Origin of the sequence: Shewanella sp. SR43-4 (genome assembly GCF_014163845.1) — a bacterium.
Classification (GTDB): Bacteria; Pseudomonadota; Gammaproteobacteria; order Enterobacterales; family Shewanellaceae; genus Shewanella; species Shewanella vesiculosa.
The window spans coordinates 12,641-36,901 of record NZ_JACJEB010000024.1 but is presented as its reverse complement, the minus strand read 5'-3'; the positions used below and the strand labels follow the sequence as shown (position 1 = coordinate 36,901).

The 24,261-nt window shown below is 42.1% G+C and carries 19 protein-coding genes and 1 tRNA gene; 6 read left to right on the top strand and 14 right to left on the bottom strand.

Annotation, left to right across the window (positions count from 1 at the left end; genetic code table 11):
* Positions 1-232: 232 nt before the first annotated feature.
* The 4 genes from H5123_RS19220 to folB form a co-directional block, all read right to left on the bottom strand.
* Entirely contained in the window at positions 233-1,090 is an 858-nt protein-coding gene (locus H5123_RS19220) for a putative RNA methyltransferase (protein ID WP_182698998.1), read from the bottom strand.
* Between the two features lie 89 nt (positions 1,091-1,179).
* Positions 1,180-1,980: an undecaprenyl-diphosphate phosphatase gene (locus H5123_RS19215; RefSeq protein WP_124017057.1), complete on the bottom strand. Its 801-nt coding sequence runs from the start codon at positions 1,978-1,980 to the stop codon at positions 1,180-1,182.
* Positions 1,981-2,018: 38 nt separating this feature from the next.
* A complete protein-coding gene (gene folK, locus H5123_RS19210) occupies positions 2,019-2,531 on the bottom strand; it encodes a 2-amino-4-hydroxy-6-hydroxymethyldihydropteridine diphosphokinase (RefSeq protein WP_182698997.1) in 513 nt (170 codons plus the stop codon).
* Positions 2,532-2,569: 38 nt separating this feature from the next.
* A complete protein-coding gene (gene folB / locus H5123_RS19205) occupies positions 2,570-2,923 on the bottom strand; it encodes a dihydroneopterin aldolase (RefSeq protein WP_124017055.1) in 354 nt (117 codons plus the stop codon).
* 278 nt (positions 2,924-3,201) lie between these two features.
* On the opposite strand from folB, the gene plsY reads away from it, so the two are divergent.
* Entirely contained in the window at positions 3,202-3,795 is a 594-nt protein-coding gene (gene plsY / locus H5123_RS19200) for a glycerol-3-phosphate 1-O-acyltransferase PlsY (protein WP_404717023.1), read from the top strand.
* 72 nt (positions 3,796-3,867) lie between these two features.
* Here the strand turns inward: plsY and tsaD are convergent, their stop codons facing one another.
* Positions 3,868-4,884, bottom strand: coding sequence for a tRNA (adenosine(37)-N6)-threonylcarbamoyltransferase complex transferase subunit TsaD (gene tsaD / locus H5123_RS19195; RefSeq protein WP_182698996.1), 1,017 nt, complete (start codon positions 4,882-4,884; stop codon positions 3,868-3,870).
* Positions 4,885-5,342: 458 nt separating this feature from the next.
* Here tsaD and rpsU point away from each other — a divergent pair, with 458 nt between their 5' ends.
* From rpsU to rpoD, 4 genes are all read left to right on the top strand, one after another.
* Positions 5,343-5,558: a 30S ribosomal protein S21 gene (gene rpsU / locus H5123_RS19190; RefSeq protein ID WP_006080725.1), complete on the top strand. Its 216-nt coding sequence runs from the start codon at positions 5,343-5,345 to the stop codon at positions 5,556-5,558.
* A gap of 7 nt (positions 5,559-5,565) precedes the next feature.
* Positions 5,566-6,009, top strand: a complete 444-nt coding sequence (locus H5123_RS19185) for a GatB/YqeY domain-containing protein (RefSeq protein WP_124017052.1) — start codon at positions 5,566-5,568, stop codon at positions 6,007-6,009.
* A gap of 89 nt (positions 6,010-6,098) precedes the next feature.
* Complete coding sequence (dnaG, locus tag H5123_RS19180) at positions 6,099-7,826, top strand: DNA primase (RefSeq protein ID WP_182698995.1); 1,728 nt, start codon at positions 6,099-6,101, stop codon at positions 7,824-7,826.
* A gap of 150 nt (positions 7,827-7,976) precedes the next feature.
* On the top strand, positions 7,977-9,815 hold the full coding sequence (gene rpoD, locus H5123_RS19175; RefSeq protein WP_124017050.1) for an RNA polymerase sigma factor RpoD: 1,839 nt from the start codon (positions 7,977-7,979) through the stop codon (positions 9,813-9,815).
* Between the two features lie 183 nt (positions 9,816-9,998).
* Here the strand turns inward: rpoD and H5123_RS19170 are convergent, their stop codons facing one another.
* Complete coding sequence (locus tag H5123_RS19170; protein ID WP_182698994.1) at positions 9,999-12,839, bottom strand: FAD-binding and (Fe-S)-binding domain-containing protein; 2,841 nt, start codon at positions 12,837-12,839, stop codon at positions 9,999-10,001.
* A gap of 938 nt (positions 12,840-13,777) precedes the next feature.
* Between H5123_RS19170 and H5123_RS19165 the strand changes: the two genes are divergently transcribed.
* A tRNA-Ile gene (locus tag H5123_RS19165) sits at positions 13,778-13,854 on the top strand.
* 244 nt (positions 13,855-14,098) lie between these two features.
* Here H5123_RS19165 and H5123_RS19160 read toward each other — a convergent pair.
* The 8 genes from H5123_RS19160 to gabD form a co-directional block, all read right to left on the bottom strand.
* A complete protein-coding gene (locus tag H5123_RS19160; protein ID WP_182698993.1) occupies positions 14,099-14,389 on the bottom strand; it encodes a hypothetical protein in 291 nt (96 codons plus the stop codon).
* Complete coding sequence (locus H5123_RS19155; protein WP_182698992.1) at positions 14,367-16,403, bottom strand: PHP domain-containing protein; 2,037 nt, start codon at positions 16,401-16,403, stop codon at positions 14,367-14,369. The genes H5123_RS19160 and H5123_RS19155 overlap by 23 nt, the downstream gene beginning before the upstream one ends.
* Before the next feature lie 137 nt (positions 16,404-16,540).
* Entirely contained in the window at positions 16,541-16,885 is a 345-nt protein-coding gene (locus H5123_RS19150; protein ID WP_182698991.1) for a hypothetical protein, read from the bottom strand.
* A gap of 714 nt (positions 16,886-17,599) precedes the next feature.
* The gene (locus tag H5123_RS19145) at positions 17,600-18,322 is read right to left on the bottom strand and encodes a DUF599 domain-containing protein (protein WP_124017046.1); all 723 of its coding nucleotides are present in this window, start codon (positions 18,320-18,322) and stop codon (positions 17,600-17,602) included.
* Between the two features lie 100 nt (positions 18,323-18,422).
* Positions 18,423-19,082: an RluA family pseudouridine synthase gene (locus H5123_RS19140; protein WP_124017045.1), complete on the bottom strand. Its 660-nt coding sequence runs from the start codon at positions 19,080-19,082 to the stop codon at positions 18,423-18,425.
* A 184-nt stretch (positions 19,083-19,266) separates the two neighbouring features.
* Positions 19,267-21,384, bottom strand: coding sequence for a methyl-accepting chemotaxis protein (locus tag H5123_RS19135; RefSeq protein ID WP_124017044.1), 2,118 nt, complete (start codon positions 21,382-21,384; stop codon positions 19,267-19,269).
* A 135-nt stretch (positions 21,385-21,519) separates the two neighbouring features.
* Positions 21,520-22,794 (bottom strand): 4-aminobutyrate--2-oxoglutarate transaminase, encoded by a 1,275-nt coding sequence (gene gabT / locus H5123_RS19130; protein WP_124017043.1) that lies wholly within the window; start codon positions 22,792-22,794, stop codon positions 21,520-21,522.
* An 11-nt stretch (positions 22,795-22,805) separates the two neighbouring features.
* Positions 22,806-24,254 carry an NADP-dependent succinate-semialdehyde dehydrogenase gene (gabD, locus tag H5123_RS19125; protein WP_182698990.1) on the bottom strand — a complete coding sequence of 483 codons (1,449 nt, stop codon included), beginning with the start codon at positions 24,252-24,254 and terminating at the stop codon, positions 22,806-22,808.
* Between the last annotated feature and the right edge of the window lie 7 nt (positions 24,255-24,261).

The following is a 24,261-nucleotide window of genomic DNA, read 5'->3' as shown; positions in this document are numbered from 1 at the left end:
GGTATCAAGCGGTATCAAGCGGTATCAAGCGAAAAATCTAAACACCTACGTCTTCTCGACAGCAAATTTTTTACGATTAAATCTATATCGCCTTCAATCATTTAGCCTTTAAAAGCAATCTCTTCGAAACCCTCGTATTAGCACTTATAGCGCCTAATCACTAAGCGCCCTAGCCCTTTAACGCTCTCAGCACATTGTTGCCATTATCGCTTGTTATCAGCCTTCTGGCTCGTTACCTTTTCGACCATTTATAGACGTTTTTTAGGACTAAAATTTGCCAATTAAACTCTAAATCGGCAATCGCCGTCGATTTCACTTGATGCTTTAGCTGATCATTTGCACGCCATCCAAAGACCGACATATCAAGTAATGTTAATGCCTGCTCACCAGTAACAGATTGAACGAATACGACTTGTTGCTGCGATTCAATTTCAACATCGTTGGGTAAATTGAGTTGAAGCGGCTTCTCAACTAAGTCGGGATAAACTTGTTGTTTTATCTGCCATAAATGGCGAACACCCGGCTGTAAAAGCACAATACGTCCATCATCTTTTAAAATTCGAATGCACTCTTTACCTTTTAGAGGTGAATCAAGTACTGTGACAATGTCGATTGATTGCGCTTCAAAGGGTAATTTTTTTAATGCTAACAATAATAAATTAGCTGGAGTTTCAGCTTTAGCGGCTGCGAAAATAGCATTTTCAGCATCGGTAATTCCCCAATGCTCACATGACACATTTGCTTCAGCTAAAGCTGGAACAAGCTGACGTAAATAGAAGCCATCAGCACACTGGTAATCGATATGCTGTAATTGGGTTTCGCCACGTGAGGTACACAAATCCAACAACACGGTTTGGAGTTGCTTAATTAGCGGTGCAAACAAACCTGACTCTAATAGAAAATGTCGTCCGCGCATTTGCTGGCGAGACTCCACTTGTGGCTTAGACTTAGCCTTAGTGTTGCTCAGTAGTGGCCAATAGCCATTAGGATGCTTATCAAAATGATGTTTATTGTCGCAATAAAATCCCGATGAAGCTTGATGTTGCTTGAGTGGAGCAGAACACACTGGACATAATAAAGATAACGTCATAATTACACTGATAGTTAATTAAAAGAGCATAAAACAAAACGGGTTGATACCAACCCGTTTTGCAAACAAAGGTCGCTTAAAGGCTTATCCTAAAGATAGAGTAATCCAAGCAATACCGCACCAAGAACCAGTCGGTATAATACAAACGGTGTCATGCCTATTTTGCTAATAAACTTTAAAAAGAAATGAATACATAAATAGGCCGCAACAAAGGATACAACAATACCTAAACCAAGCGCTTGGTAATCGATAGGTGCTGGGCTGGTCACTAAGTCTTTGGTCACCAATAACGCTGCACCAAAACTTACCGGCACAGACATCAGAAATGAAAATCGTGCCGCAGCTTCACGGGTCAGCCCTAACATCAGTGCGGCTGTCATGGTAGCGCCTGAACGTGAGGTTCCAGGGATTAATGCCATCGCTTGAGCTAAACCAATAAGCAACGCTTTTTTCCAGCCCATTTGAAATTCGTTTAACTGCGCTTTCGACATTCTATCGGCCAACCACAGCAACAGACCAAACACGATTGTTGTGATAGCAATGACTAAGGTATTTCGAAAATGGGTTTCTATAAAATCTTTGGCGGTAAAGCCAACAATAACCGCAGGTATCGTGGCTAAAATAATCCACCAAGCGAGTTTACTTTCTTGCGTTTGTTGCTTAGCGACTAAACTGATAAACCAAGCTTTAGCCAGTGCCACTATCTCATGACGGAAATAAATCACTACCGCAAATAAAGAGCCAGTATTTACCGCAACATCAAATGATAATCCTTGATCAGCCCAACCTAAAATTTGCGACGGTAAAATTAAATGTGCCGAGCTAGAAATCGGCAAAAACTCAGTCAGCCCTTGGATTAATGCCAGCAAAATAACTTGTAACGTGTCCATATCTTTCCTTTGTAAGAAATTAACTTATTGATGAATAATTAATATTTAACGGGTAATAATTCGGCTGGGAACTCGAAGGTAATAGGCCATAACTGCTGGCGTTGCTTGTCATAGTCTTGCCAAAGCGCATCATAGGTCTGTAGCGTCACCGGATGGAGTAACTCAGGGGCAATTTCAGCTAAAGGCCATAAAACAAAGGCATTAAACAAAATTTCGCCGCGGGGAAGTTCTACCGGAATGTTACAAATCACGTCGTCATAGAGCAGCAAATCAATATCAAGGCTTCTAGGGCTAAATTTTTTCTCGCCTCTGATACGGCCGTTGTCTTGCTCAATTTTCTTAAACGTTGCCACAACCTGTGCAATCGATAATTCGGTATCAGCAGCGGCAACCATGTTTAAAAAATTAGTGCCTTTGAAGCCAACCGATTCACTCTCATATACGCGTGATAATTGTAATGGGCCAAAATATTGCTGTAAATCAACCAAACCGGCTTTAAGATGTTGCTCAGGAGAAATATTGGTGCCTAAGCTAATGTAAATACGTGCCATTGACTGACCTAATGCTAAACGAAAAAATAAAATAACACTTAAATGTTACCGCGTTCAATCTCAACACCAACAGAAACCGCATGAGGTATTGCCCCGGGCTTCATCACGACCACTTTAACCCAAGGCACATTGAACTCTTGTTGTAAACAATGGGCAATCATTTCAGCGACAGTTTCAATCAACTCAATCGGATTTTCAGTGATCAGTGCGATTAAACGATTCGATACGGTTTCATAACACAAAGCATTTTCGTAACTATCACTAGCAGCGGCAAGACGATTATCCCATGCCATATCTAAATCGATAAGTAATGTTTGATGGATCTTTTTTTCCCACTCATAGATACCAATTATGGTCTCTATCGCTAGCTGACGGATGAGTACTTTATCCATATAATTCCTACCTTAATCGACATAAAAACTTTCAAGAACATCCTAATCAAACTTAATTATCGATTATATGCTTAATAATCCACATTTAAGCTTTTTCCTAATCAGTTAAAGCAGTAGGATAGGCGCTATTGTGCAATTAATATCAACGAAATGGTTAATGTTAACGCAAAGGTGGCTTCAGAGGATACTGAAAATCACTTGCCCAACAAATCAATGCGCGATGATACCCTAAGAAGAGTAAGGAAACCAATTTGAACGCCGTTACTGTCACCGTGTTGATGATCATTGCCGCCTACCTAGCGGGTTCGATCTCAAGTGCCATACTGGTTTGTAAAATAAGAGGTTTACCCGATCCAAGAACCAGCGGTTCCGGCAATCCAGGGGCCACTAATGTGCTTCGCATCGGTGGAGTCAGTTCGGCAGTATTAGTATTATTTTTTGATATGCTCAAAGGCGCCGCGCCCTCTTACCTTGGCTATAAAATGGGACTTGATGCGGCATCATTAGGCTTCATTGCTGTCAGCGCCTGCTTAGGGCATATATTGCCAATCTTTTTTGGTTTTAAAGGCGGTAAAGGTGTCGCGACCGCTTTTGGTGCAATGGCTCCCATTGGTGGAGATTTAGCCCTTTGCCTAATCCTGACTTGGATTGTATTTGTGCTGTTAACGCGCTATTCATCTGTGGCCGCTATGGCAACGGCCACCTTAGCGCCTTTTTACACTTGGTGGTTAGATGAACGCTTCATCCTTCCTGTCGCTATGCTATCAACGCTAATTTTAATTCGTCACAAAGACAATATTGGCCGTTTGCGTCACGGTGAAGAAAGCAAAGTCTCACGAAAAAAATCCATTAAAAAACCCGACACTAAATAGTATCAGGTTTTCATTAATAGCAATCGTAGAATCACTTGCTAGACTAAGCTATCAATCGCATAAACTCATCGATTAATCGACTGCAGGTAAGGTATCCAAAGGCCACCTTGGTTGGCCTTTAACCGCGAGTCCTTCAGTGTGTCCTGCACGTAAGCGCTGTAATCCAGCATAAGCAATCATGGCACCATTATCAGTACAAAACTCTCCGCGAGGATAATATACCTGCCCACCTAGATTAGTCATCATTTCGGCTAATGATTCACGTAAACGAGTGTTAGCACTCACACCGCCAGCGATCACTAATCGCTTATAACCTGTCTGCTTTAAAGCTCGTTTACATTTAATCGCTAAAGTATCAACAACGGCTTCTTCAAAAGCTCGGGCAATATTGGCACGAGTCTGCGGATCGTTAGGCTCTTTAGCAATCGTGTTTGCGGTAAATGTTTTTAAGCCTGAAAAACTAAAATCTAACCCAGGTCTATCGGTCATTGGGCGCGGAAACTTATAGCCTACTGATAAGCCTTTTTGAGCTAACTTGGCTAAGCGAGGGCCGCCAGGATAATCTAATCCCATTAACTTGGCTGTTTTATCAAAAGCTTCACCGGCCGCATCATCTACAGACTCGCCTAACACTTGATAACGACCAATGCCTTCAACTTGTACCAACATTGAATGACCACCAGAGACTAGCAAAGCTATGAAAGGAAATTCTGGCGCATCATCTTCTAACATAGGCGCCAGTAAATGCCCTTCCATGTGATGTACACCAACAGCAGGTTTGTTCCAAGCATAAGCTAACGATCGCCCTACACAGGCTCCTACAAGTAAGGCACCAATGAGGCCAGGACCTTTAGTGTACGCTACGCCGTCGATATCATTTAAGCTCGAATTAGCTTGCGCTAAGGCCTGTTTGATTAAAGGCACTATTTTACGAACATGATCACGAGAGGCAAGCTCAGGCACAACACCACCATAGTCGGCGTGCAATTTAACTTGGCTATACAGCACATGTGACATTAAGCCTAGTTTATCATCATAGACTGCTATCCCAGTTTCATCGCAGGATGTCTCAATACCAATAACGCGCATAATCTCTCGTCTTCATTAAAATAAGGCCGCCAATTCTACCCGTCTCTGCGTCAATACTCCAATATTTCAGGATTAAATAACACAAGCGATGAATAAGAGTTTCGGTTAACAAATCCCAGTTATAAGCTTGTTTTATACAAACCTAATGCTCAATTTAACCATTAGGTGACGATAATTTCGCTAATCATGATGCGCTTTATTTAACGCAGACCATACTGCTCTGAGACTAAGGCAGATGCGGCGCAGTTATCCAAGATGACCGCATTTTGATTCACTATCACAAAATAGCACGATGAGCCGCTCCCTAAAGAGAAAATCAAGTCAGGGGGTTTACAAATGGTCACCGCTCGGTGTAAAATTCCGCACCATTTTAAATAGCCTTTGGTTTGAGTTAAATCACTAAAAAAGTTTAGTCGATTTAGTCATCCAGCATAACTACACCTAAGGGGTGATGGCGTATGCCAATTATTAAAGTACGTGAAAACGAACCATTCGACGTAGCTCTTCGTCGTTTCAAGCGCTCTTGTGAAAAAGCAGGTATTCTAGCTGACGTGCGTGCTCGTGAATTTTACGAGAAGCCAACTACTGCCCGTAAGCGTGCAAAAGCAGCTGCAGTTAAGCGTCTAGCTAAGAAGCTTTCTCGCGAAAACGCACGTCGCGTACGTTTATATTAATCTCATTATGAACTTAACCGAACAGCTAAAAGACCAAATGAAAGATGCTATGCGCGCTAAAGAAAAAGTGCGCCTAGGAACAATTCGTATGGCTCTTTCTGCCATCAAACAGATTGAAGTGGATACCCGCGAAACACTGACTGATGAACAGACAATAGCTGTATTAACCAAGATGGTTAAACAACGCCGCGATTCGATTGCTCAATATGAAGCAGCGAATCGTCCGGAGTTGGCAGAGGCAGAAGCAGAAGAAATTCGAGTAATCGAAAACTTCTTGCCTACGCCGCTAACCGAAGATGAAGTTGCAGCGATTATCGATGCAACAATTATTGAGGTTGGTGCTGGAACCATGGCGGATATGGGTAAAGTAATGGGAGCATTAAAATCTAAAGTTCAAGGCCGTGCAGATATGAGTGCCATTGGTACAATGATCCGCGCTAAATTGAAGTAATCAATTTTTAATGTTGAATAAGCCGTGCACTTGCACGGCTTGTTTGTTTAAATCAGTTGATAAAGTAAATTCGAGAACAACAGCAATCAATGGCGATACCTCGTGATTTTATCAATGAGCTAATAGCTCGAGTAGACATAGTCGATCTAATCGATCGTAAAGTGCCGTTGAAAAAAGCCGGTAAGAACCATTCGGCTTGTTGTCCTTTTCATAGCGAAAAATCACCCTCTTTTACCGTCAGTAGAGACAAACAGTTTTACCACTGTTTTGGCTGCGGTGCCCATGGCAATGCTATTGATTTTGTCATGGAATATGATCGCCTAGAATTTGTTGATGCCATTGAAGAAATTGCCGGTCAGCTTGGTCTTGCAGTACCAAGAGAGCAAGGCACAGGAAAAAGACCTGATCAAGGATTAAGTCGAGATTTATACGAACTGATGGAAGAAGCCAACCTCTTCTATCAAAGCCAGTTGAGGCAGCACACAGACAAACAGAAAGTTATCGACTATCTTGAGTTTCGCGGATTATCGACTGAAGTTGTTGAGCAGTTCGGCATTGGGTTTGCTCCCGACGGTTGGGATGGTTTACTGGGGCGTTACCGGCAAAATGTGCCCGCCCAAGATAAATTACTGACAGCAGGCATGTTAATTGCCAATGATAGCGGTAAACGCTATGACCGTTTTCGCGACAGATTAATGTTCCCAATACGCGATCGTCGTGGTCGTGTGGTTGGATTTGGTGGAAGAGTTTTGGGTGACGGTACCCCAAAGTACTTGAATTCTCCAGAAACGCCCATATTTCATAAGGGTAATGAACTTTATGGTTTATATGAGCTAAAACAAAAGCACCGTGACCCTCAGCATGTATTAATTGTTGAAGGATATATGGATGTTGTCGCCCTCGCCCAGTTTGGGGTTGATTATGCCGTCGCATCCTTAGGTACCTCGACTACTGCTGAACAATTTCAGCTTTTAGTGCGTAGTGCAAAGCAAGTGATTTGTTGTTATGACGGTGATCGCGCCGGCCGAGAAGCCGCCTGGCGCGCACTAGAAACAGCACTACCACTGTTAAAACCAGGTGACCAAGTCAAGTTTATGTTTCTGCCGCAAGGTGAAGACCCAGACACTATGGTTCGCAAAATTGGCAAAGAGGCCTTTGAAGCCTTAATGCAACAAGCCATGTTACTGCCCGAGTTTTTATTTGACACATTGAGTGCTAACCACGGGACAGACAAAGGGGCATTAGCCAAGCAAGCCATTGCGCTAATTGAAAAGGTACAAGATACCGTCCTACAGAATTTATTGTTAGAAAATTTAGCCCATAAGTTAGGCATGAACAGTGCCGATGATTTAAAGAAAAAATTAGGTTTTACGGTAAAAAAAGTAAAACCATTAAATGCTAAAGGCTTACAAGGTCGCGGCACGCCATTAAGATTGGCCATTGCCCTCCTAGTCCAAACCCCCAGCTTAGGCTTTGGTTTGGCAAAACAGCCAGCACTAAATCGATTACAAATGACTGGCATAGAATTGCTCAATCATTTGTTAGATATAACTCGAGAGCAAACGTTAAACAGCGCACAACTACTTGAAATGCATAGAGAGCATGACCAAAAAAGCACTCTAATTAAGCTAGCCCAATGGGATCATCAAGTGGCGGATGAAAACGTACTGCCAGAGTTTAAACAAACCCTGATTTGGTTAAACAACCAATATATTGAACAACGATATCAGGAGTTAAGCCTGAAACAGGCTTTAACGAAAGTTGAAAAAATACAGCTAACTAAGCTGATTTCTATAATGAAAGGCATAGCGAAGTAGTTCGCAGCTTATTCGTTAAGAATATGCGAACAAACATTGCCATGGACTAGCTAAGGTTAGCCCACACAGCTATAATTGACGATTTGCGTGCCACTTAGCATAGCTAACTGGCCTATCGTTTTATCAGTTCCCCAAAATTGGATGATATCTATGGATCACACTCCGCAGTCGCAACTCAAACTGTTGCTCGCTAAAGGTAAAGAGCAAGGTTATTTAACCTATGCAGAAGTGAACGACCACTTACCTGCAGACATGGTCGATTCCGATCAGATTGAAGATATTATCCAGATGATAAATGACATGGGTATCCGCGTTTTTGAAGAAGCGCCAGATGCCGATGACATGATGATGTCGGAAGACAACACAGACGAAGATGCTGCAGAAGAAGCAGCGGCAGCTCTCGCAACCGTAGAAAGTGAGTTAGGCCGAACCACAGACCCTGTGCGCATGTATATGCGTGAGATGGGCACGGTAGAGCTACTTACCCGCGAAGGCGAAATTGTTATTGCTAAACGTATCGAAGAAGGTATCAACACTGTACAGAGTTCTGTCAGTGAGTACCCTCAAGCGATTGCAATGATCTTAGAACAATTCGATAAGTATGAAGCTGAAGAATTGCGCTTGTCTGATATTATCTCTGGATTTATCAATCCTGACGACGATGACGTCGCCCCTACCGCCACCAACATTGGTTCTGAATTAGCGGACTCTAAAAAAGATGACGATGATGATGACGATGACGATGACGACGATGAAGAAGAGGAAGAAGGCAACAAAGGGCCTGATCCTGAAGAAGCTAAAGAAAAATTCACTCAACTTAGAGAAGCCTACGAAAAAAGCTTAGCGATCATTGCCACAAAAGGCCGTGACCACCCTGAAGCGATTGGCTCATTATTTGTTATTGGTGAATTATTCAAAGAATTCCGTTTAGTGCCAAAACAGTTTGACCGTTTAGTTAAAAGCATGCGCAACATGATGGACCGCGTTCGAATTCAAGAACGCTTGGTCATTAAACTGTGTGTTGAACAAGCGAAAATGCCAAAGAAAAACTTTATTAAAGCATTCACTGGCAACGAAACAAACTTAGATTGGTTTAACAAAGAAAAAGCCAGCACCAAGCCTTACGCTGAAGGTTTGCGTATGATCACTGATGACGTCACACGTTGTGTGACCAAGTTAGGTGCTATCGAAGTTGAAACAGATTTAACCATCGCAGGCATCAAAGACATTAACCGTCGTATGTCTATCGGTGAAGCGAAAGCTCGCCGTGCGAAAAAAGAAATGGTTGAAGCTAACTTACGTTTGGTTATCTCTATTGCTAAAAAATACACCAACCGTGGTTTACAGTTCTTGGATTTGATTCAAGAAGGTAACATTGGTTTGATGAAAGCGGTAGACAAGTTTGAATACCGTCGTGGTTACAAGTTTTCGACTTATGCAACGTGGTGGATCCGTCAGGCAATCACTCGTTCAATCGCTGACCAAGCGCGTACGATCCGTATTCCAGTACACATGATCGAAACCATCAACAAGTTGAATCGTATTTCGCGTCAAATGCTTCAAGAAATGGGCCGTGAGCCGTCTCCTGAAGAATTGGCAGAGCGTATGATGATGCCAGAAGATAAAATTCGTAAGGTACTGAAAATCGCTAAAGAGCCAATCTCAATGGAGACCCCAATCGGTGACGATGAAGATTCGCATTTAGGTGATTTTATCGAGGACACTACCCTTGAGCTACCATTAGACTCTGCTACAAGCGAAAGTCTAAAGAACGCGACACACGAAGTCCTAGCTGGCCTAACAGCCCGTGAAGCAAAAGTACTGCGTATGCGTTTTGGTATCGACATGAATACCGACCACACGTTAGAAGAAGTGGGCAAGCAGTTTGATGTAACACGTGAACGTATTCGTCAAATTGAAGCTAAAGCGTTACGTAAATTACGTCACCCTTCTCGCTCAGAAATCTTAAAGTCGTTCTTAGACGAGTAAACGTAAGGTTTACGCTCTATAGCAAGACCATAAAAACCCAGCATATGCTGGGTTTTTTTATATAGATTGCCAAGCTTGCCACTCGATAAACGCTTCAGGTAGTGAATAACATGGGTATGACATCCGTAAAGCTAAAAAAAGCCCACGCTATTTCGTGGGCTAATGAATATCAATATAAGCGTATTAGTGCTGTTTTTTGCTAGATGCTTTATCGAGTAGCGTTAAAATATTTTTATACGGAATACCTGAGTGGGTCGTTAACCCAACATCACAGGTTGCTGATACTGAGTAACCATGAGTACAACCTTGATCTTTAGTCTCCTCTTTTAAATGACGAAGACCATGCTCATTAAGCTCAGGGTAATTCATACCGCGGTTACCCGCCATACCACAACACCCAACCTTCTCAGGCACCACAACCTCGGTAGCACAAAGTTTGGCAAGCTCAGTTAACTTACCAGCCATACCAAGCTTACGAGTGGTACAGGTTGGATGAACAGCCACTTTATCGACAACTTTGTTTATGTGTAGACGATCAACCAAAAATTCAAAAGCAAACTCTTCAGGGCCATACATCTGTAAACGGCTATCACAAGCTCGGCGCATCCGCTCAAGACAGGCAGTGGTGGCCACTAAAATTGGGTATTCACCATTGTTAGACGCCTTTAATAACCACACAGAGAGCTCATCAGACTTACGATCAGCCGCTTCGTCGTGACCATAAGACTCCCAAGGCTGACCACAACATAAGCCTTTGGTCTTCTCACCTAGGATCATCTCGATATTAGCCTTTTCGAATAGGCTCACAATCGTTTTAGGCAAAGAGCGCTGATCATCATGTTTAGCACTGGTGCCCATCATACGGTTCAAACATGCAGGAAAATAAACAGCTTTCATGTCACCAGAGGTTTTAGCCGTTGGTAAAGCTTTGCCCCGTGTCGGCATACCTTCAGTCCATAATGGGATCGGCATGCTAGGCATAATCTTACGAACGATTTTAGTGATTGCCCCCATACCTGATTCGCCAATCACTTTACGGCTAATGTCAGTGGCACCTAGCGCAAATCGAGCCACAGATTCCATGCTACCAAAACGATCGGCAGTAAAATCAGAAATTTTCTTATCCATATTACTGGCCCCTTCGGCCCGCAATACTTTCATATATTTACCGGTATCAATTGCCATTGGACAACCGAGTTTACACAAGCCATCTGCAGCGCAGGTGTCGATGGCAAAGTAAGGATAGTTCTTCTTTAGGTCAGCCAAGACGTCAGGCTCATCACCTGTGGCTTCTAAGGTTTTCATGACACGCGCAACAGCAGTACGTTGACGTGGAGACAAGGTTAAGCCATGGGCCACACAATGCGGTTCACAAAATCCACACTCAATGCATTTATCTACAATATCATGCACTTTTGGCATAGGCTTAAAGCCTTTTGCGTGACAAAGTGGGTCATCGTTAATGATGACTCCTGGGTTTAAAATACCGTTTGGATCCAGGGTTTTCTTAACTCGCTTCATCAAGTCATAAACCGCACTACCCCATTCCTTTTCAACGAATGCAGCCATGCCAAAGCCTGTACCGTGTTCAGCTTTAAGCGATCCGTCATATCCCACAACTAGATCAGCCATTCCTTGCATAAAGCCTTCGAAACGTTCCACTTCAGCTTTAGTAGAGAAGTCTTGAGCAAAGATAACGTGATAGTTACCTTCAAGGGCATGACCATAGATCACCGCATCATCATAACCATGGGCAAAAGATAAGTTTTGTAAATCTATGGTGGCTTGTGGCAACACCTCAATAGGAAAGGCGATATCTTCGATAATACAAGACGTACCGACTGGGCGCATTGAACCGGCCAGCGGGAAAATTGCTTTACGAATGGCCCACATATTAGTGACAACTGCTGGATCTTGGGTGAACTCGACATCACGATACAAACCGTGCTTAGCCATAATCACTGACATTTTAGCAACGTTAGCATCAATCTGCTCCTGGCTATCGCCAAAGGTCTCGAATAATACTGCCGTCACATCTTTGTGAACATGTTTTAGAAAGTCTGGCGTTTGATACTTAGATTGAGCAACAGCCTTGAGGGCAAAGTTATCTAATAACTCGGCAGCATTGGTTTCTTTGAAGGCATCTCGTCGCAGCTCAACAATGGCCTCACAAGCTCCACGAAGTGAATCGAAATACACCATTGCCGATGCAGAAAAATTGTTTTTAACCACACTGTTCATGGTGATTTCAGATAAGAACCCTAGGGCACCTTCAGAGCCAACCATCAAGTGTAAAATAATGTCGATAGGATCGTGATGATCAACGAAAGAGTTCATACCAAAACCCGTTACGTTTTTAATCGAATACTTACGCTTAATACGATTAACGAGTTCCTGATTAGCCATGATTTCGTCACGAATAGCTTCAATACCTTTGATCATATCAGGATGCTGTTGCTTAAATGCTTCACGACTTTGCGCATTTGCGGTGTCTAAAATCGAGCCATCGGCAAAGATGATTCGTGCAGAGTCGATTAATTGATAAGAGTTATGATGCGTACCACAGTTCATTCCAGAAGCATTGTTAGACACAATCCCACCCGCCATTGCAGAGGCTATGGTGGCCGGATCTGGCCCAAATTTCCATCCCAGAGGCGCCAGCGCACTATTCAGTCTAGAACCTATGACTCCGGGCTGCATTTGTACCTTCTTGCCCGCTTCTAACACCTTAAAGCGATTCCAGTGAAGGCCTGCAACCATCAAAACTGAATCAGAAATAGCCTGACCACAAAGCGCTGTACCTGCAGCCCTAAAGGTTACCGGAGTAGCACTCTGATAACATTGCGCCAATACTTTTGACGCCTCAGCTTCATCTTTAGTGTGGACAACCATTTGTGGGCGCTTTTGGTAAAAAGAAGCGTCTGTACCCCAAGCTACGCGGCGTATGTAATCGGTATGAACTCGAGAAGGCTCAAGGAGTTGGCCTAATTTATCGGCAAGCACGGTCAAATTAGATTGCAACATGTGTGTATCCCCATTCATGTCATCTATATGTGAACAGAGTCCTAGAAGACTCCATCTAAAACGTTATGCCGACTTTGCACCGTAACTTGATGACCTCGACATAGCCAAGATAAGCATTTTGGTCAGACATTCCTGCATGTTGATTTCGACTAATATCATGCAAATATTTGCCCCAACTATTTAAGACTGCCAATTTATACTCGTGCTTGTATTGTTGTTACCTTGATTTCAAGCTAAAGCCATTTGGGATCAAAATAGAAATAATTGTAACTTGCAGCCAAAACGATTCTCGTTATTAAGAACACATTATTATGGTGCAGTACATGGGTTTACTGACTGACGTAATAATACCTTGTCTACCTTTTTAGCAGAGTTAAACGCAACATACTGCAAATACTTTAGACCTTAATCTCAACCTTTAAATCAGCTCGAAATTTGTACTATTAACGTGAACAACCCCCTGATATCAAAACGTTATTGGTCAACTCGATCACAGAAAATAACAAAACAAAACCAAGCACACATACCGCCTTCACAGAATCGGGTTAAACATGCGCTACAGCACTGGGATATAGAGGAAGCGTTAGCATTTTTGGCTAAATGGCGCCGACGACCTGGCAATGAGGGGCAATGAGGATAGTTGTCATTTGGACGGACTTTTACAAAAAAAATCACCACTGAGATTCAGGCTGAATAGCACAAGTCATCACGGGGTAACGTTGTGACAAAAAAGTCATCCGCAGTAACTGCGATCAACCTCTCTATTTGGCATTTAAGTGCGACAAATACCTGCAAGCTTGTTATGGATATTTAGTTGTACTGATTAACAGATAACCAGTTGAATCATTTCAATAGAATTCTTGCAACATCAGAGGTGACAAGCACAAATAAACTTCGTATACTGCACACGCTTTTGTTAGTGACGACTAGCTTAAGTCGGCCCCTTAGCTCAGTTGGTTAGAGCATACGACTCATAATCGTCAGGTCCACAGTTCAAGTCTGTGAGGGGCCACCAATTCAGATAAGCCGTAGCAGGATAACACCTACTACGGCTTTTTCGTTTCTGGCGTTCTGTGTAGCAAATATATGAAATCAGATAGCGACCTTTAGTATCAAATCAATGCTTTCAAATTTTAACAGCTAAATATAGTTTTCAAATTCACTAGTTTCTGACATGTCAAGAAAGACAACTAAATGTTATGTGGAAAAACCCCATGTAGCGAAGTTACTCATACAGTGATAGTAAGCTATATGGCCAACTACTCACTATATTTTGCTAGAGATTCTTTGAACAGATTCTCGCTTTCATCCTTAAATCTAGTACGTTGGCTATTTAGTTCTACAAATTTTGCATAGAGGTTATTGTAGATTATTTCGTGCGCTTTGTTATGCACTGTGACCTCTGATTGATCATCCATCTCAAAGCTATCTTCTAAGCATTTGTTTACAATGACTAGTATATCTTCTTTAGAGATTTCATCGAGTGGTTTCCAAGACTCCCCATCCAATGAATAAGCGCCCTTGCCATTATCGATCTTCAAGCACTTCATATTCTCTCCTTCTTGCTAAATATGGTTCGCTACCTGCTTCTAAACAATCAAGCAGTACCGTGTGATTATTTATTTCTGTACCATCAAGCCCGACTAGCACTTTATCTGTTGGATGTCCTGTATATAACTCGTACTTAACTGTACCTTCAACTATTCTCCTGTTCGTATAAATCAGATAGTCAGGCTTAATAGATGCGCCAACGGTACTGTTGTGTGTCACGAGGATCACAGGCATAAAACTGGACATTTTTTTTATAAGGTTATTAACTTTTCTATACAGGAATCTATTGTCAAAAGAAGACTCAGGCTCATCAATAAGCAGCAGGTCAAACTGGCTAGCATCACTTATTTCTTGTAGCAGTCTGTATTCCGAACGCTCGCCACCGGATACCTTATAGCCAGAAGAATTTAAAATATCATAGCTAATTTCTACGAAAAGCTTGTGATAATCAGTTTCAGCCAGAGCTTCGATTTTTCGAAGTTCTTCAAGATAAGTAAAACCACTAGAACCGTACTGAGAGAAGGCATTGGAAAACGCTATCTGTTTTCCTAGCACAGCACCAACATTACGCGCGTTAACAAATCCGCTCCTTCTTGCAACCTTTGAAAAACCTTGTATGTCTTTTCGCAAAAACTCTTTATCATGTTGAATAACTTTGCACAGGGTATCAAACTTATCAACTTTCTTTTGATCGAGGGCAAATTTGTATAAGTTGATCTCACTAATAGGAGCGGCAGCTGTATGCAGCTTCAACTCACTCTTGATATTGTCCACCAGATCATTAACGAATGACTTCTTAAGCTCCAGCTCTCTGTTTTTGTTATATTCCTTTATTAAGTCGATGACCAAATTCTTTAGGCTATCGATTGAAATATGCCTATTAATAATAGCCTTATAGCCAGAGTTGTCAGCTAGAGTCATTGCTGCAATAACTAATGTATGCAGTGACCTCAAATCATCTACAGTAAAGTTTGACTCAGTAAAGAGCCTTGCCTTGGCAAAGGTGTCAAGTTTATGGGATTCCTTTGCGTGATTAAGTAGAGAGTCTACAAAGTCGTTGAGATCTCTATTTGACTGGCAAAGGTCGACATCTCTCATCAAATCGACAGATACTTTAAACTCTTTTAGGTAGTTTTCGGTAATTCTTGACTGACTTGTGGATAGGTTTTTTGAGAACTCCCTTTCATCATCTTCATCTCTCTGCAATAGAGAAAACTGCTTAACGTACTTAACTCGTATATCTTCAGTATTATTTTGTTCCGAAATTAGATTCAGAGTGTGTGACTTACCCGTTGATCTTTCTCCTAGGACAACATTTAACCCAGTAGACATTTTCAGGCCATTGTTTAAAGCCTCAAAAAACTGGTGCCCCTCTTCTTTTGATAAGTGCACTTTGTGCTTATCCGATAGCGCAACCTTTAAAGCTTTAAGAGTAATATCGCCGATGTCTATATAAGTTTGTCTCGGTGGAACAACCTTGAGGTTTTCTTCTATACGTAAGTCGCTAAAACATACAGGAACTAGAGCAGCATTCTCTTTTATGCAGTAAGTAAACTTCCTAGGACTAGTAACTTCTCCAGCTGTGACAAAATCAGAAAGTTTAATGAGTGTCTCTTCTTTTACTTCAGGGGACTTCTTATAGTGAGGAATCAACAAGTACTTTGATAGATCTGTAAATACTGCTTGGAACTCTTCAAATGTAATTGAGGTGTATTCGTCAGGTATTAGCTCAGTAATTTTATCGCAACGAGCTTTAAAATCATTTAGCTCATCTTCCGCGATGACTAAAACGTGTGTATCTTCAATATCAATTTCGATACCCGGAAATACCTTGATCTTAATTTGCTGTTGGATTGTGCGAAACTGCTCCAAATCGAACATATTATGATTAGTAATAGCAATGGCATCTAGGTTTCCTTCTGCAACATACCACTTCAACCGGTCAATACTAAAATTAAACCTCCTGTCACTAGGAGTGCTAACGGTATGAATATGCAAATCAATTTTTTTCACTGGCTTCCATTCCTATTTGACGCTAGATTTAGTAGCACACTAATTTTAGTCTCTTAAATAAAGGTGATATTATTGCTTTGTAGATTACTTTAGATAACGAAAACCGCGAGCGTTGTCTTGCCTTTGTATAGTAAGTTTTATGTGTAAGACGTAGTACCAAAGCCATGATTACAGGTATAACACCACCACCCGTCATCATCCTTATGCATTCTAACCATTTGGTCTTTAGTATCTTTACATTTGGGACAAAACGGACCACCCCGATTATCATTTTCAAGAAGCCAATAAAGACCACTTTCAAATTTTAACGACTCATTAGTAGCTAGCCTTTTTTGTAATTTGGCATTCACTTCTCTTAGCTCTAAGTTTTCTTCTTGTAGCTCTAACGCTGCTTCACGCAACTCAAGAATACGCTCTTGGGCTTCTAATGTTGACCCCTTTTTAATGAGGTCAACTATATCTTTATATTTAGGAAGTACCAATATATGCTCCTTTACTTATAAATAGTGGTTTATGAACATCACAGCATTATTTTTGTACAATTTTAGATTCTCAACGATTTTACAAATTTAGGCAATAACCATACTCTAGCAATGGTTAATTAGTATCAAAAATATTCAAGTAATACGTTCTGAATTTTATTAATACAATTATTTACAGAACTCCAAGTAAAAGCACTTTAGCCGTTCTGGCTGGGTCTCAAATCAAGGCATAAAAAATAGGTTTTCAGAATTGTTGTTACTTTATAAGCTTAAGAAAGAAGCTTTGAGGTTATTGATATTATGGATATTGCGATTTTAAAAGATTAGTTTGAAACTTTGACGTTGAGCCTAGTAGCGTCACTGAGCCACTTATAATTTTTGCACTCTCCATTGGTACAGTCCTGTTAATATTGGTTGCCCTGAAAACCACAGCCCCTTAATTTTAGTGGTAAGTTCACCATCATAGTAACTAGGTAAACATTCACCCGTTTGCTCATCAATGTTGAGTTCATAGTGCAATTTAATAGGCCTATCTATGAGGTGAATTGAGATACCGCCCATAGCAGTTGTGAAAGCTTGCCAGTCACTGTTATCAGCGGCAAACCTTGCTTACTCTCACACTGATGCATTATTTTTCTTATCAGTGCTAAATAGCTTTTAACGGATTCGTCTCGGATCACGCCACACAGACACACTAGTACTGACATTGCCGCCCTAGTCTCGACGGATATAGGCCGGATTTTTTTCTAGGAAGGCTTGGGCGGCGGTAATGGCTACCACGGCTTTAGAATTAAATTCGCGTTGGTACAAAGTGTATACCACAAATAAACTGGCCAAAATAAATATCCCAGGATGCATAAACCAGCACAATGCGGCCATGGAATAATAATAAGATCGTAGGCCATAGTTATATGAATGTGCTGCTTGATCTTGCACAACAGCCATTTGCCTTGCGTAACCGAGTGCATTTTTATCGGTGCCAGTTTTATCTAATGGCGCAGCACCAATCATGATATTCACAAAACCATATTGACGCATAGACCAAGTAAATTGGAAAAAAGCTAGCACGAAGATACCAGCTAAAAGAGCCAGTTTGACTTGGACCAAGGCATGGTTAGGCGACGAGGTAAAAGGAATAGAACCAATGACAGTTTCAAGCTTTTCCACTTGAGAAAAAAGCGTTAATACCCCCGCAATGATCAGTAAGGTTGTGGAAGCAAAAAATGCAATATTACGCTCTAAATTAGCCAACAATGCCGCTTCAGCCACACGTATTTCTTTGGCGATAACTTGTGACATCCAATGTATGCGCTGCTGATGCATCACTCGCGCAATACAGTTGGTGTTTTTCGCTTTACGTTTGGCAAAACTGGTATAACCGATCCAGCTGACCAAAAATACACTTAACGCTAGCGCATCTAACCAAGACATAACCATACTGATTAACCCGCGTAATAATAAATAATAGATTGATTATGCATTAGATTTCATCATGCTAAAATCAGTTTGTTTGCTGAGCGGTTAAATAGCTCACTCATTAAAAGGGACTTGGACAAACATAATCGATCCTTTGTTCGGTCACTGGATGAGTAAAAGATAATCCACTAGCGTGCAGCATCAAGCGACTCGACATCTGCTGAGAATGTTCATTATAGTACAAGTCACACCCCAAAATAGGATGACTAATTTGTTGGCTGTGCAAACGTAACTGGTGTGTACGTCCAGTTATAGGGGTAAATTCCACTCGGGTAGATATCCCCTCTTGATGTCGCTTTATTACTTGGTATTGACTGTGAGCGAGTTTGCCATGGTGGTGACACACTTTCATTAACGGAAAATGCTCGCTGTCTTTGGCTATCGGTAACCTAATATCACCAAAGTCGTTAACTACATCGCCATAAAGTACAGCGGTATACTGTTTAGTAATAGTGCGCTGCTGAAACTGTTTTGTTAGTAATCCATTGATGACTTTGTTTAATGCCACCAGCATGATGCCAGAGGTGCCAAAATCAAGTCGATGTACTAAGGTTGCCGTAGGGTAATCTTGCACTAAACGATAGTGTACTGAATCCTTATTTAATGGATTTTTCCCCGAAAGACTCAATAAACCTGTTGGCTTATTGATAAGCAGTAGATGTTCATCTTGGTATAAAACATCAATAATTCCATCACAAGGTGGCGCAATAAATTCAGTCATAATATTTCGTCAGCATATCTTAATAACCATCATATCTTAGTAACATGATATTTGTGATAACCATATCGTAGTCGCCATACCCAATGAGTGACATCTTAGCAGATGTCCTACCTTGAGCGGGATAACAATAAAAAAGGTGGCTAATAAGCCACCTTTTTTCATATTCACACAAAAGCATACAGAATTAAGTTCGTAATTTTGCCAACTGCTGATGCTGCTCATCCACTAGCTTAGCTAAACTGTCACTGCTTTGCTGAGCACTGTCGGCAAGCTGTGACAATTCTGATGCAGAATCAGAAATACCAGTAATATTACGATTAACCTCTTCGGTTACCGCACTCTGCTCCTCTGCGGCGGTAGCAATATGCGTCACCTGACCAGACACCTCGTTAATTTGTTCTACAATGGCATTAAGCGACTGCAATGCCAGCTGAGTTTGCTCTACGGCTTTTTGTGCACCTTGAGCGCCTTTATCAATAATACTCGAAGCATTTTTAACTTCTTTTTGTAACGATTCAATTAAGGTACTAATTTCATTAGTCGACTTTTGCGTTCTAGACGCTAGAGTCCTCACTTCATCAGCAACAACAGCAAAGCCTCTACCTTGTTCTCCGGCACGGGCCGCCTCAATCGCTGCGTTTAGTGCTAATAGATTGGTTTGTTCAGCAATCGAACTGATCACCTCTAAAATACGGCTAATATTGGAGCTACTTTGTGACACCATGCCCACCGCTTTCTGAGCTTGCTCAGAATCTGTCGACATGCCTTCAACAAACACCATAGCCTGGGTTAAACGCGTCTGACCATCTTTAACATTGACAGTCATTGACTCGGTTTCCATTGCCGTTTGCTCAGAAGCTTTTGCCACTTCTAGCGCGGTAGCACTCATTTGATTGACCGCAGTAACCACACTTTCAATTTCGCCATATTGACGATTAACACTTTCGCGAGTGTGCTTAGCAATGTCTGCCGACTTGATACTTTCTTGCTGTGAGCGGTCTGCAAGCACTTTTAGTTCGGAAATCAGATAACGCAATTTCGCAATAAAGGCATTGATACCACTGCCAAGGGCAATTAATTCCGCATGAGATTCAACTTCAATCGATTGGGTTAAATCACCTTCTGCACTGGCAAGATTCTCGACCCTAGCTTGGATCATATTAAGCGGCGAAATAATGCTCTTAATCACCAGACTGATAATCAGTACAGCAATAGCGGTAACTATGATGCCTATGGTTAGCAGTAAACTCCCCAGCGACGTTGCCATCTCATTCATGGCAGTGTTCATATCATCAACCGCCATAAATGCGTTACTTTTTGGCGCTTCAATAATCAATGACCAAGTCGCATTGGCGATAGGAATATTAATAGGATAAGCCACAGCGATAGTATTGGGCTCATTAACAAACCCCGATGAATTGTTTAACGCCAATAGTTTTTTGGCCAATTCTGGCCCTACAGACTCACTCAAGGGTCTAGCAAGTTTTTTATAATGACTGGCAGCGACCACAAATCCTTTTTGGCTCACCAAGGTCACCTTGGCCTCTCCACCATATAAGCTTTTAGATAATTCCATGATCATGGTTTGAAATATCGGCAAATTAATATCTGCACCAACTAAACCTTTAAATTGGTTATCAACAATCACAGGTACGGTTAGCGAGGTCATTAACGCTGTATTACCTGGGGTGATTTCGTATAAATAAGGCTCCATTAAACAAGGCTTCTTAGTATCTTTCGCGCATAAGTACCACTCTGCTTCGCGCATACCAAACTCATTTAACGTCGTAATATATTTTTCAGCAGCATCATCAACTTGGTTCTGCTCAACAGTGCCATCATCATTGCGAGTATAATATATTTCCATGGTGCCCGAGCTCACGACACTGTGAGGTGCACCTTGAGTGTATTCACTATCAAGACCATCATAACCATTTGGTTCAAATTGCGCGTACATAGATGACAGTTGGCTATTTTTTTGTAGTATTGCAGCGACAGACAACTCAACACGTTCACGACTTAAAGGATCTTTTTTTGAGCTTTGCTCAAGTAAGCCAGCAAATGAAAAAGGGATCCTATAGGCCTCATTAATAAATCCCGCCACTCGTTCGCCATATTCCCCGGCTCTTGCTGACAGTTTGTCGTTAATCTCTTGCTTTAGCGCTATCTCTACTTGTGTGGCTAACTCAGCATTTTTTTCTTTTAATCCCAGCCAGAGACTTAGAGAAAGTGAAATTACTGTGACAATAAATAATGTCGAGGTGATCCATAACAACTTTGACCTAATGGATAATTCCTTCATTCAAGTGGGCTCCTGCTTTAGTATGATTTTTAGATATAAATAAAGTGTAGTCAGCTTTAAAAATTAAGTTTGTTTAATCCAAAAAAAATCCCACAAAAGCAGGATTTTATTTATTCTAGATCATAAAAAGACTGGTTATTTAAACACCGCTTGAAATGTGCTATCCATAATCGCCAGACCGGCATCAATTTGTGCATCAGGCGCTGTTAACGGAACTAATACACGAATAACGTTACCGTAGGTGCCACATGACAATAAAATAAGCCCACGGCTTCGCGCTTCAGCTAAAATTTTGCCACTATACTGCGGCGCAGGCTCACCGTCTTCCATCAGCTCAATGGCGATCATTGCACCTAAGCCTCGAACATCAGCAATTTGCGGGTATTTAGCCTGCATGTCGGTTAATGCTGATTTGAGTTTGTTACCCACTTGATTGGCACGGGCTAACAATTGCTCTTCTTCAAACACTTCGATAACGGCTAATGCCGCAGCACAAGCAATAGGGCTACCACCATAAGTGCCGCCCAAACCACCTGCAGTAACGGCATCCATCACTTCGGTTTTACCAGTAATGCCTGATAATGGGAAACCACCGGCAATTGACTTAGCAAAGGTAGTGATATCTGCTGCTACGCCCATTTGCTCCATCGCAAAAAACGTGCCTGTACGACCCGCACCGGTTTGCACTTCATCAGCGATTAATACAATGCCATGGGCGTCACAGAGTTCACGTAGACGTTTCATAAATGATGGCGTCACGGCGTAGAAACCACCTTCGCCTTGAACGGGTTCTAAAATGATGGCGGCAATATCAGCAGGCTCAGCATCATTTTTAAAAATGCGCTCAATCGATGCCATAGCATCGTCTTCAGACACGCCATGCATTTCACATGGAAATTCAGCTCTAAACACGTTAGCTGACATTAAGCCCATACCTTTACTGTAGGGGGCGACTTTGCCAGTTAATGCCAAGGCAGCAATAGTGCGACCATGGTAACCAGATGTAAATGCAATAACCCCCGCTCGTTTGGTATAAGCCCGCGCGACTTTAACGGCGTTTTCGACCGCTTCCGAACCACTGGTGAACAACGCGGTTTTTTTAGCAAAGTCACCAGGCACCAGATGATTGAGTTTTTCACACACTTCAATGTAACTTTCGTAGCCAAGCACCATAAAACAAGTATGTGAAAACGCCTCTAACTGCGCTGCCACTGCTGCTTTAACTTTAGGGTGTAAATGGCCGGTGTTAAGTACGGCGATACCACCTGCAAAATCAATATATTCACGGCCTTCAACATCCCATACTGTGGCGTTTTCCGCTCGTTCAGTAAAGATTGGGTGGATCTGTCCTACACCTTGAGCCACTGCCGCTTGGCGACGTGCCATTAGTCCATCATTTGTTTTAGTCATTGCCCACTCTCTTAAACTGACATGCAGATATATTTCATTTCCAGGTATTCTTCGATACCAAACTTTGAACCTTCACGGCCTAACCCAGACGATTTAATACCACCAAAAGGTGCTACTTCAGTCGAGATTAATCCTGTGTTGACGCCAACCATGCCATATTCAAGCGCTTCAGCAACCTTGTACACTAATGAAATATCACGACCGTAAAAATACGCAGCTAAACCAAACTCAGTGTCGTTTGCTTGCTTAATCACATCATCAACATCATCAAACTTAAACAATGGAGCCAAAGGACCAAAAGTCTCTTCGGTTGCGACTAACATCTGGCGTGTTACGCCAGTTAAAATAGTCGGTTCGAAGAAATAGCCACCAAGATCATGAGGTTTACCACCAGCAAGGATCTGCGCACCTTTTGCTACAGCATCATCTAAATGAAGCTGAACTTTTGCTACGGCATCGGCGTTGATCAATGGTCCAGTGGTTACACCCGTTTCTGTACCTAGTCCCACTTTAAGCTTAGCCACCGCGACAGCGAGACGTTGCGCAAATTCATCGTAAACGCCCGATTGCACATAAATACGATTGGCACACACACAGGTTTGACCCGCATTACGATATTTGGCAATCATTGCGCCTTCAACGGCAGCATCAATATCTGCATCATTGAATACGATAAACGGTGCATTGCCACCTAGCTCAAGTGATAGTTTTTTCAGTGTTGGCGCGCATTGCTCCATCAGTTTAATACCAACTGGTGTTGAGCCAGTAAACGATAACTTACGCACAATTGGGCTGTCGCACATGGCCTTACCGATGGCGATTGAGTCACCGGTAACCACACTAAATACACCTGCAGGAATACCAGCACGCTCAGCTAACTCGGCTAATGCTAATGCGGTAAATGGCGTTTGCGGCGCAGGCTTAACGACCATAGTACAACCAGCAGCTAATGCTGGCGCGGCTTTACGAGTAATCATAGCCGCAGGGAAATTCCATGGTGTAATCGCCGTGGTAACGCCTACAGGCTGCTTAATAACCGTAATACGTTTATCTGCTTGATGCCCAGGAATAGTATCGCCATACACACGCTTAGCTTCTTCTGCAAACCATTCAATAAAGGACGCGGCATAAGCCACTTCACCTTTGGCTTCGGCAAGTGGTTTACCTTGTTCTGTGGTCATCAATAGTGCTAAATCATCACTGTGTTGCAACATTAGCTCAAACCAACGACGCAGCTTTTGGCCGCGCTCTTTTGCGGTTAATGCTCGCCACGCTGGTAGCGCCGCATTTGCAGCGTCGATAGCCGCAAGTGTTTCGGCATTGCCCATCACAGGAACATGACCAATGACCTCATGCGTGCCAGGATTCGCTATGGCAATCGTTTTACCACTATCGGCATTGCACCACTGGCCATTAATGTAGCACTGTTGACGTAATAAACTTGGATCGATTAATTTCACAATATTC

Bases quoted from the DNA above. Each gene is read 5' to 3' on its own strand.
- H5123_RS19170 (WP_182698994.1), bottom strand. From the start codon at position 12,839: ATGTTGCAATCTAATTTGACCGTGCTTGCCGATAAATTAGGCCAACTC.
- H5123_RS19160 (WP_182698993.1), bottom strand. From the start codon at position 14,389: ATGAAGTGCTTGAAGATCGATAATGGCAAGGGCGCTTATTCATTGGAT.
- H5123_RS19135 (WP_124017044.1), bottom strand. From the start codon at position 21,384: ATGAAGGAATTATCCATTAGGTCAAAGTTGTTATGGATCACCTCGACA.
- H5123_RS19220 (WP_182698998.1), bottom strand. From the start codon at position 1,090: ATGACGTTATCTTTATTATGTCCAGTGTGTTCTGCTCCACTCAAGCAA.
- H5123_RS19185 (WP_124017052.1), top strand. From the start codon at position 5,566: ATGAACTTAACCGAACAGCTAAAAGACCAAATGAAAGATGCTATGCGC.
- H5123_RS19140 (WP_124017045.1), bottom strand. From the start codon at position 19,082: ATGACTGAATTTATTGCGCCACCTTGTGATGGAATTATTGATGTTTTA.
- H5123_RS19215 (WP_124017057.1), bottom strand. From the start codon at position 1,980: ATGGACACGTTACAAGTTATTTTGCTGGCATTAATCCAAGGGCTGACT.
- folB (WP_124017055.1), bottom strand. From the start codon at position 2,923: ATGGATAAAGTACTCATCCGTCAGCTAGCGATAGAGACCATAATTGGT.
- tsaD (WP_182698996.1), bottom strand. From the start codon at position 4,884: ATGCGCGTTATTGGTATTGAGACATCCTGCGATGAAACTGGGATAGCA.
- folK (WP_182698997.1), bottom strand. From the start codon at position 2,531: ATGGCACGTATTTACATTAGCTTAGGCACCAATATTTCTCCTGAGCAA.
- rpoD (WP_124017050.1), top strand. From the start codon at position 7,977: ATGGATCACACTCCGCAGTCGCAACTCAAACTGTTGCTCGCTAAAGGT.
- gabT (WP_124017043.1), bottom strand. From the start codon at position 22,794: ATGACTAAAACAAATGATGGACTAATGGCACGTCGCCAAGCGGCAGTG.
- plsY (WP_404717023.1), top strand. From the start codon at position 3,202: ATGATCATTGCCGCCTACCTAGCGGGTTCGATCTCAAGTGCCATACTG.
- H5123_RS19145 (WP_124017046.1), bottom strand. From the start codon at position 18,322: ATGGTTATGTCTTGGTTAGATGCGCTAGCGTTAAGTGTATTTTTGGTC.
- dnaG (WP_182698995.1), top strand. From the start codon at position 6,099: ATGGCGATACCTCGTGATTTTATCAATGAGCTAATAGCTCGAGTAGAC.
- rpsU (WP_006080725.1), top strand. From the start codon at position 5,343: ATGCCAATTATTAAAGTACGTGAAAACGAACCATTCGACGTAGCTCTT.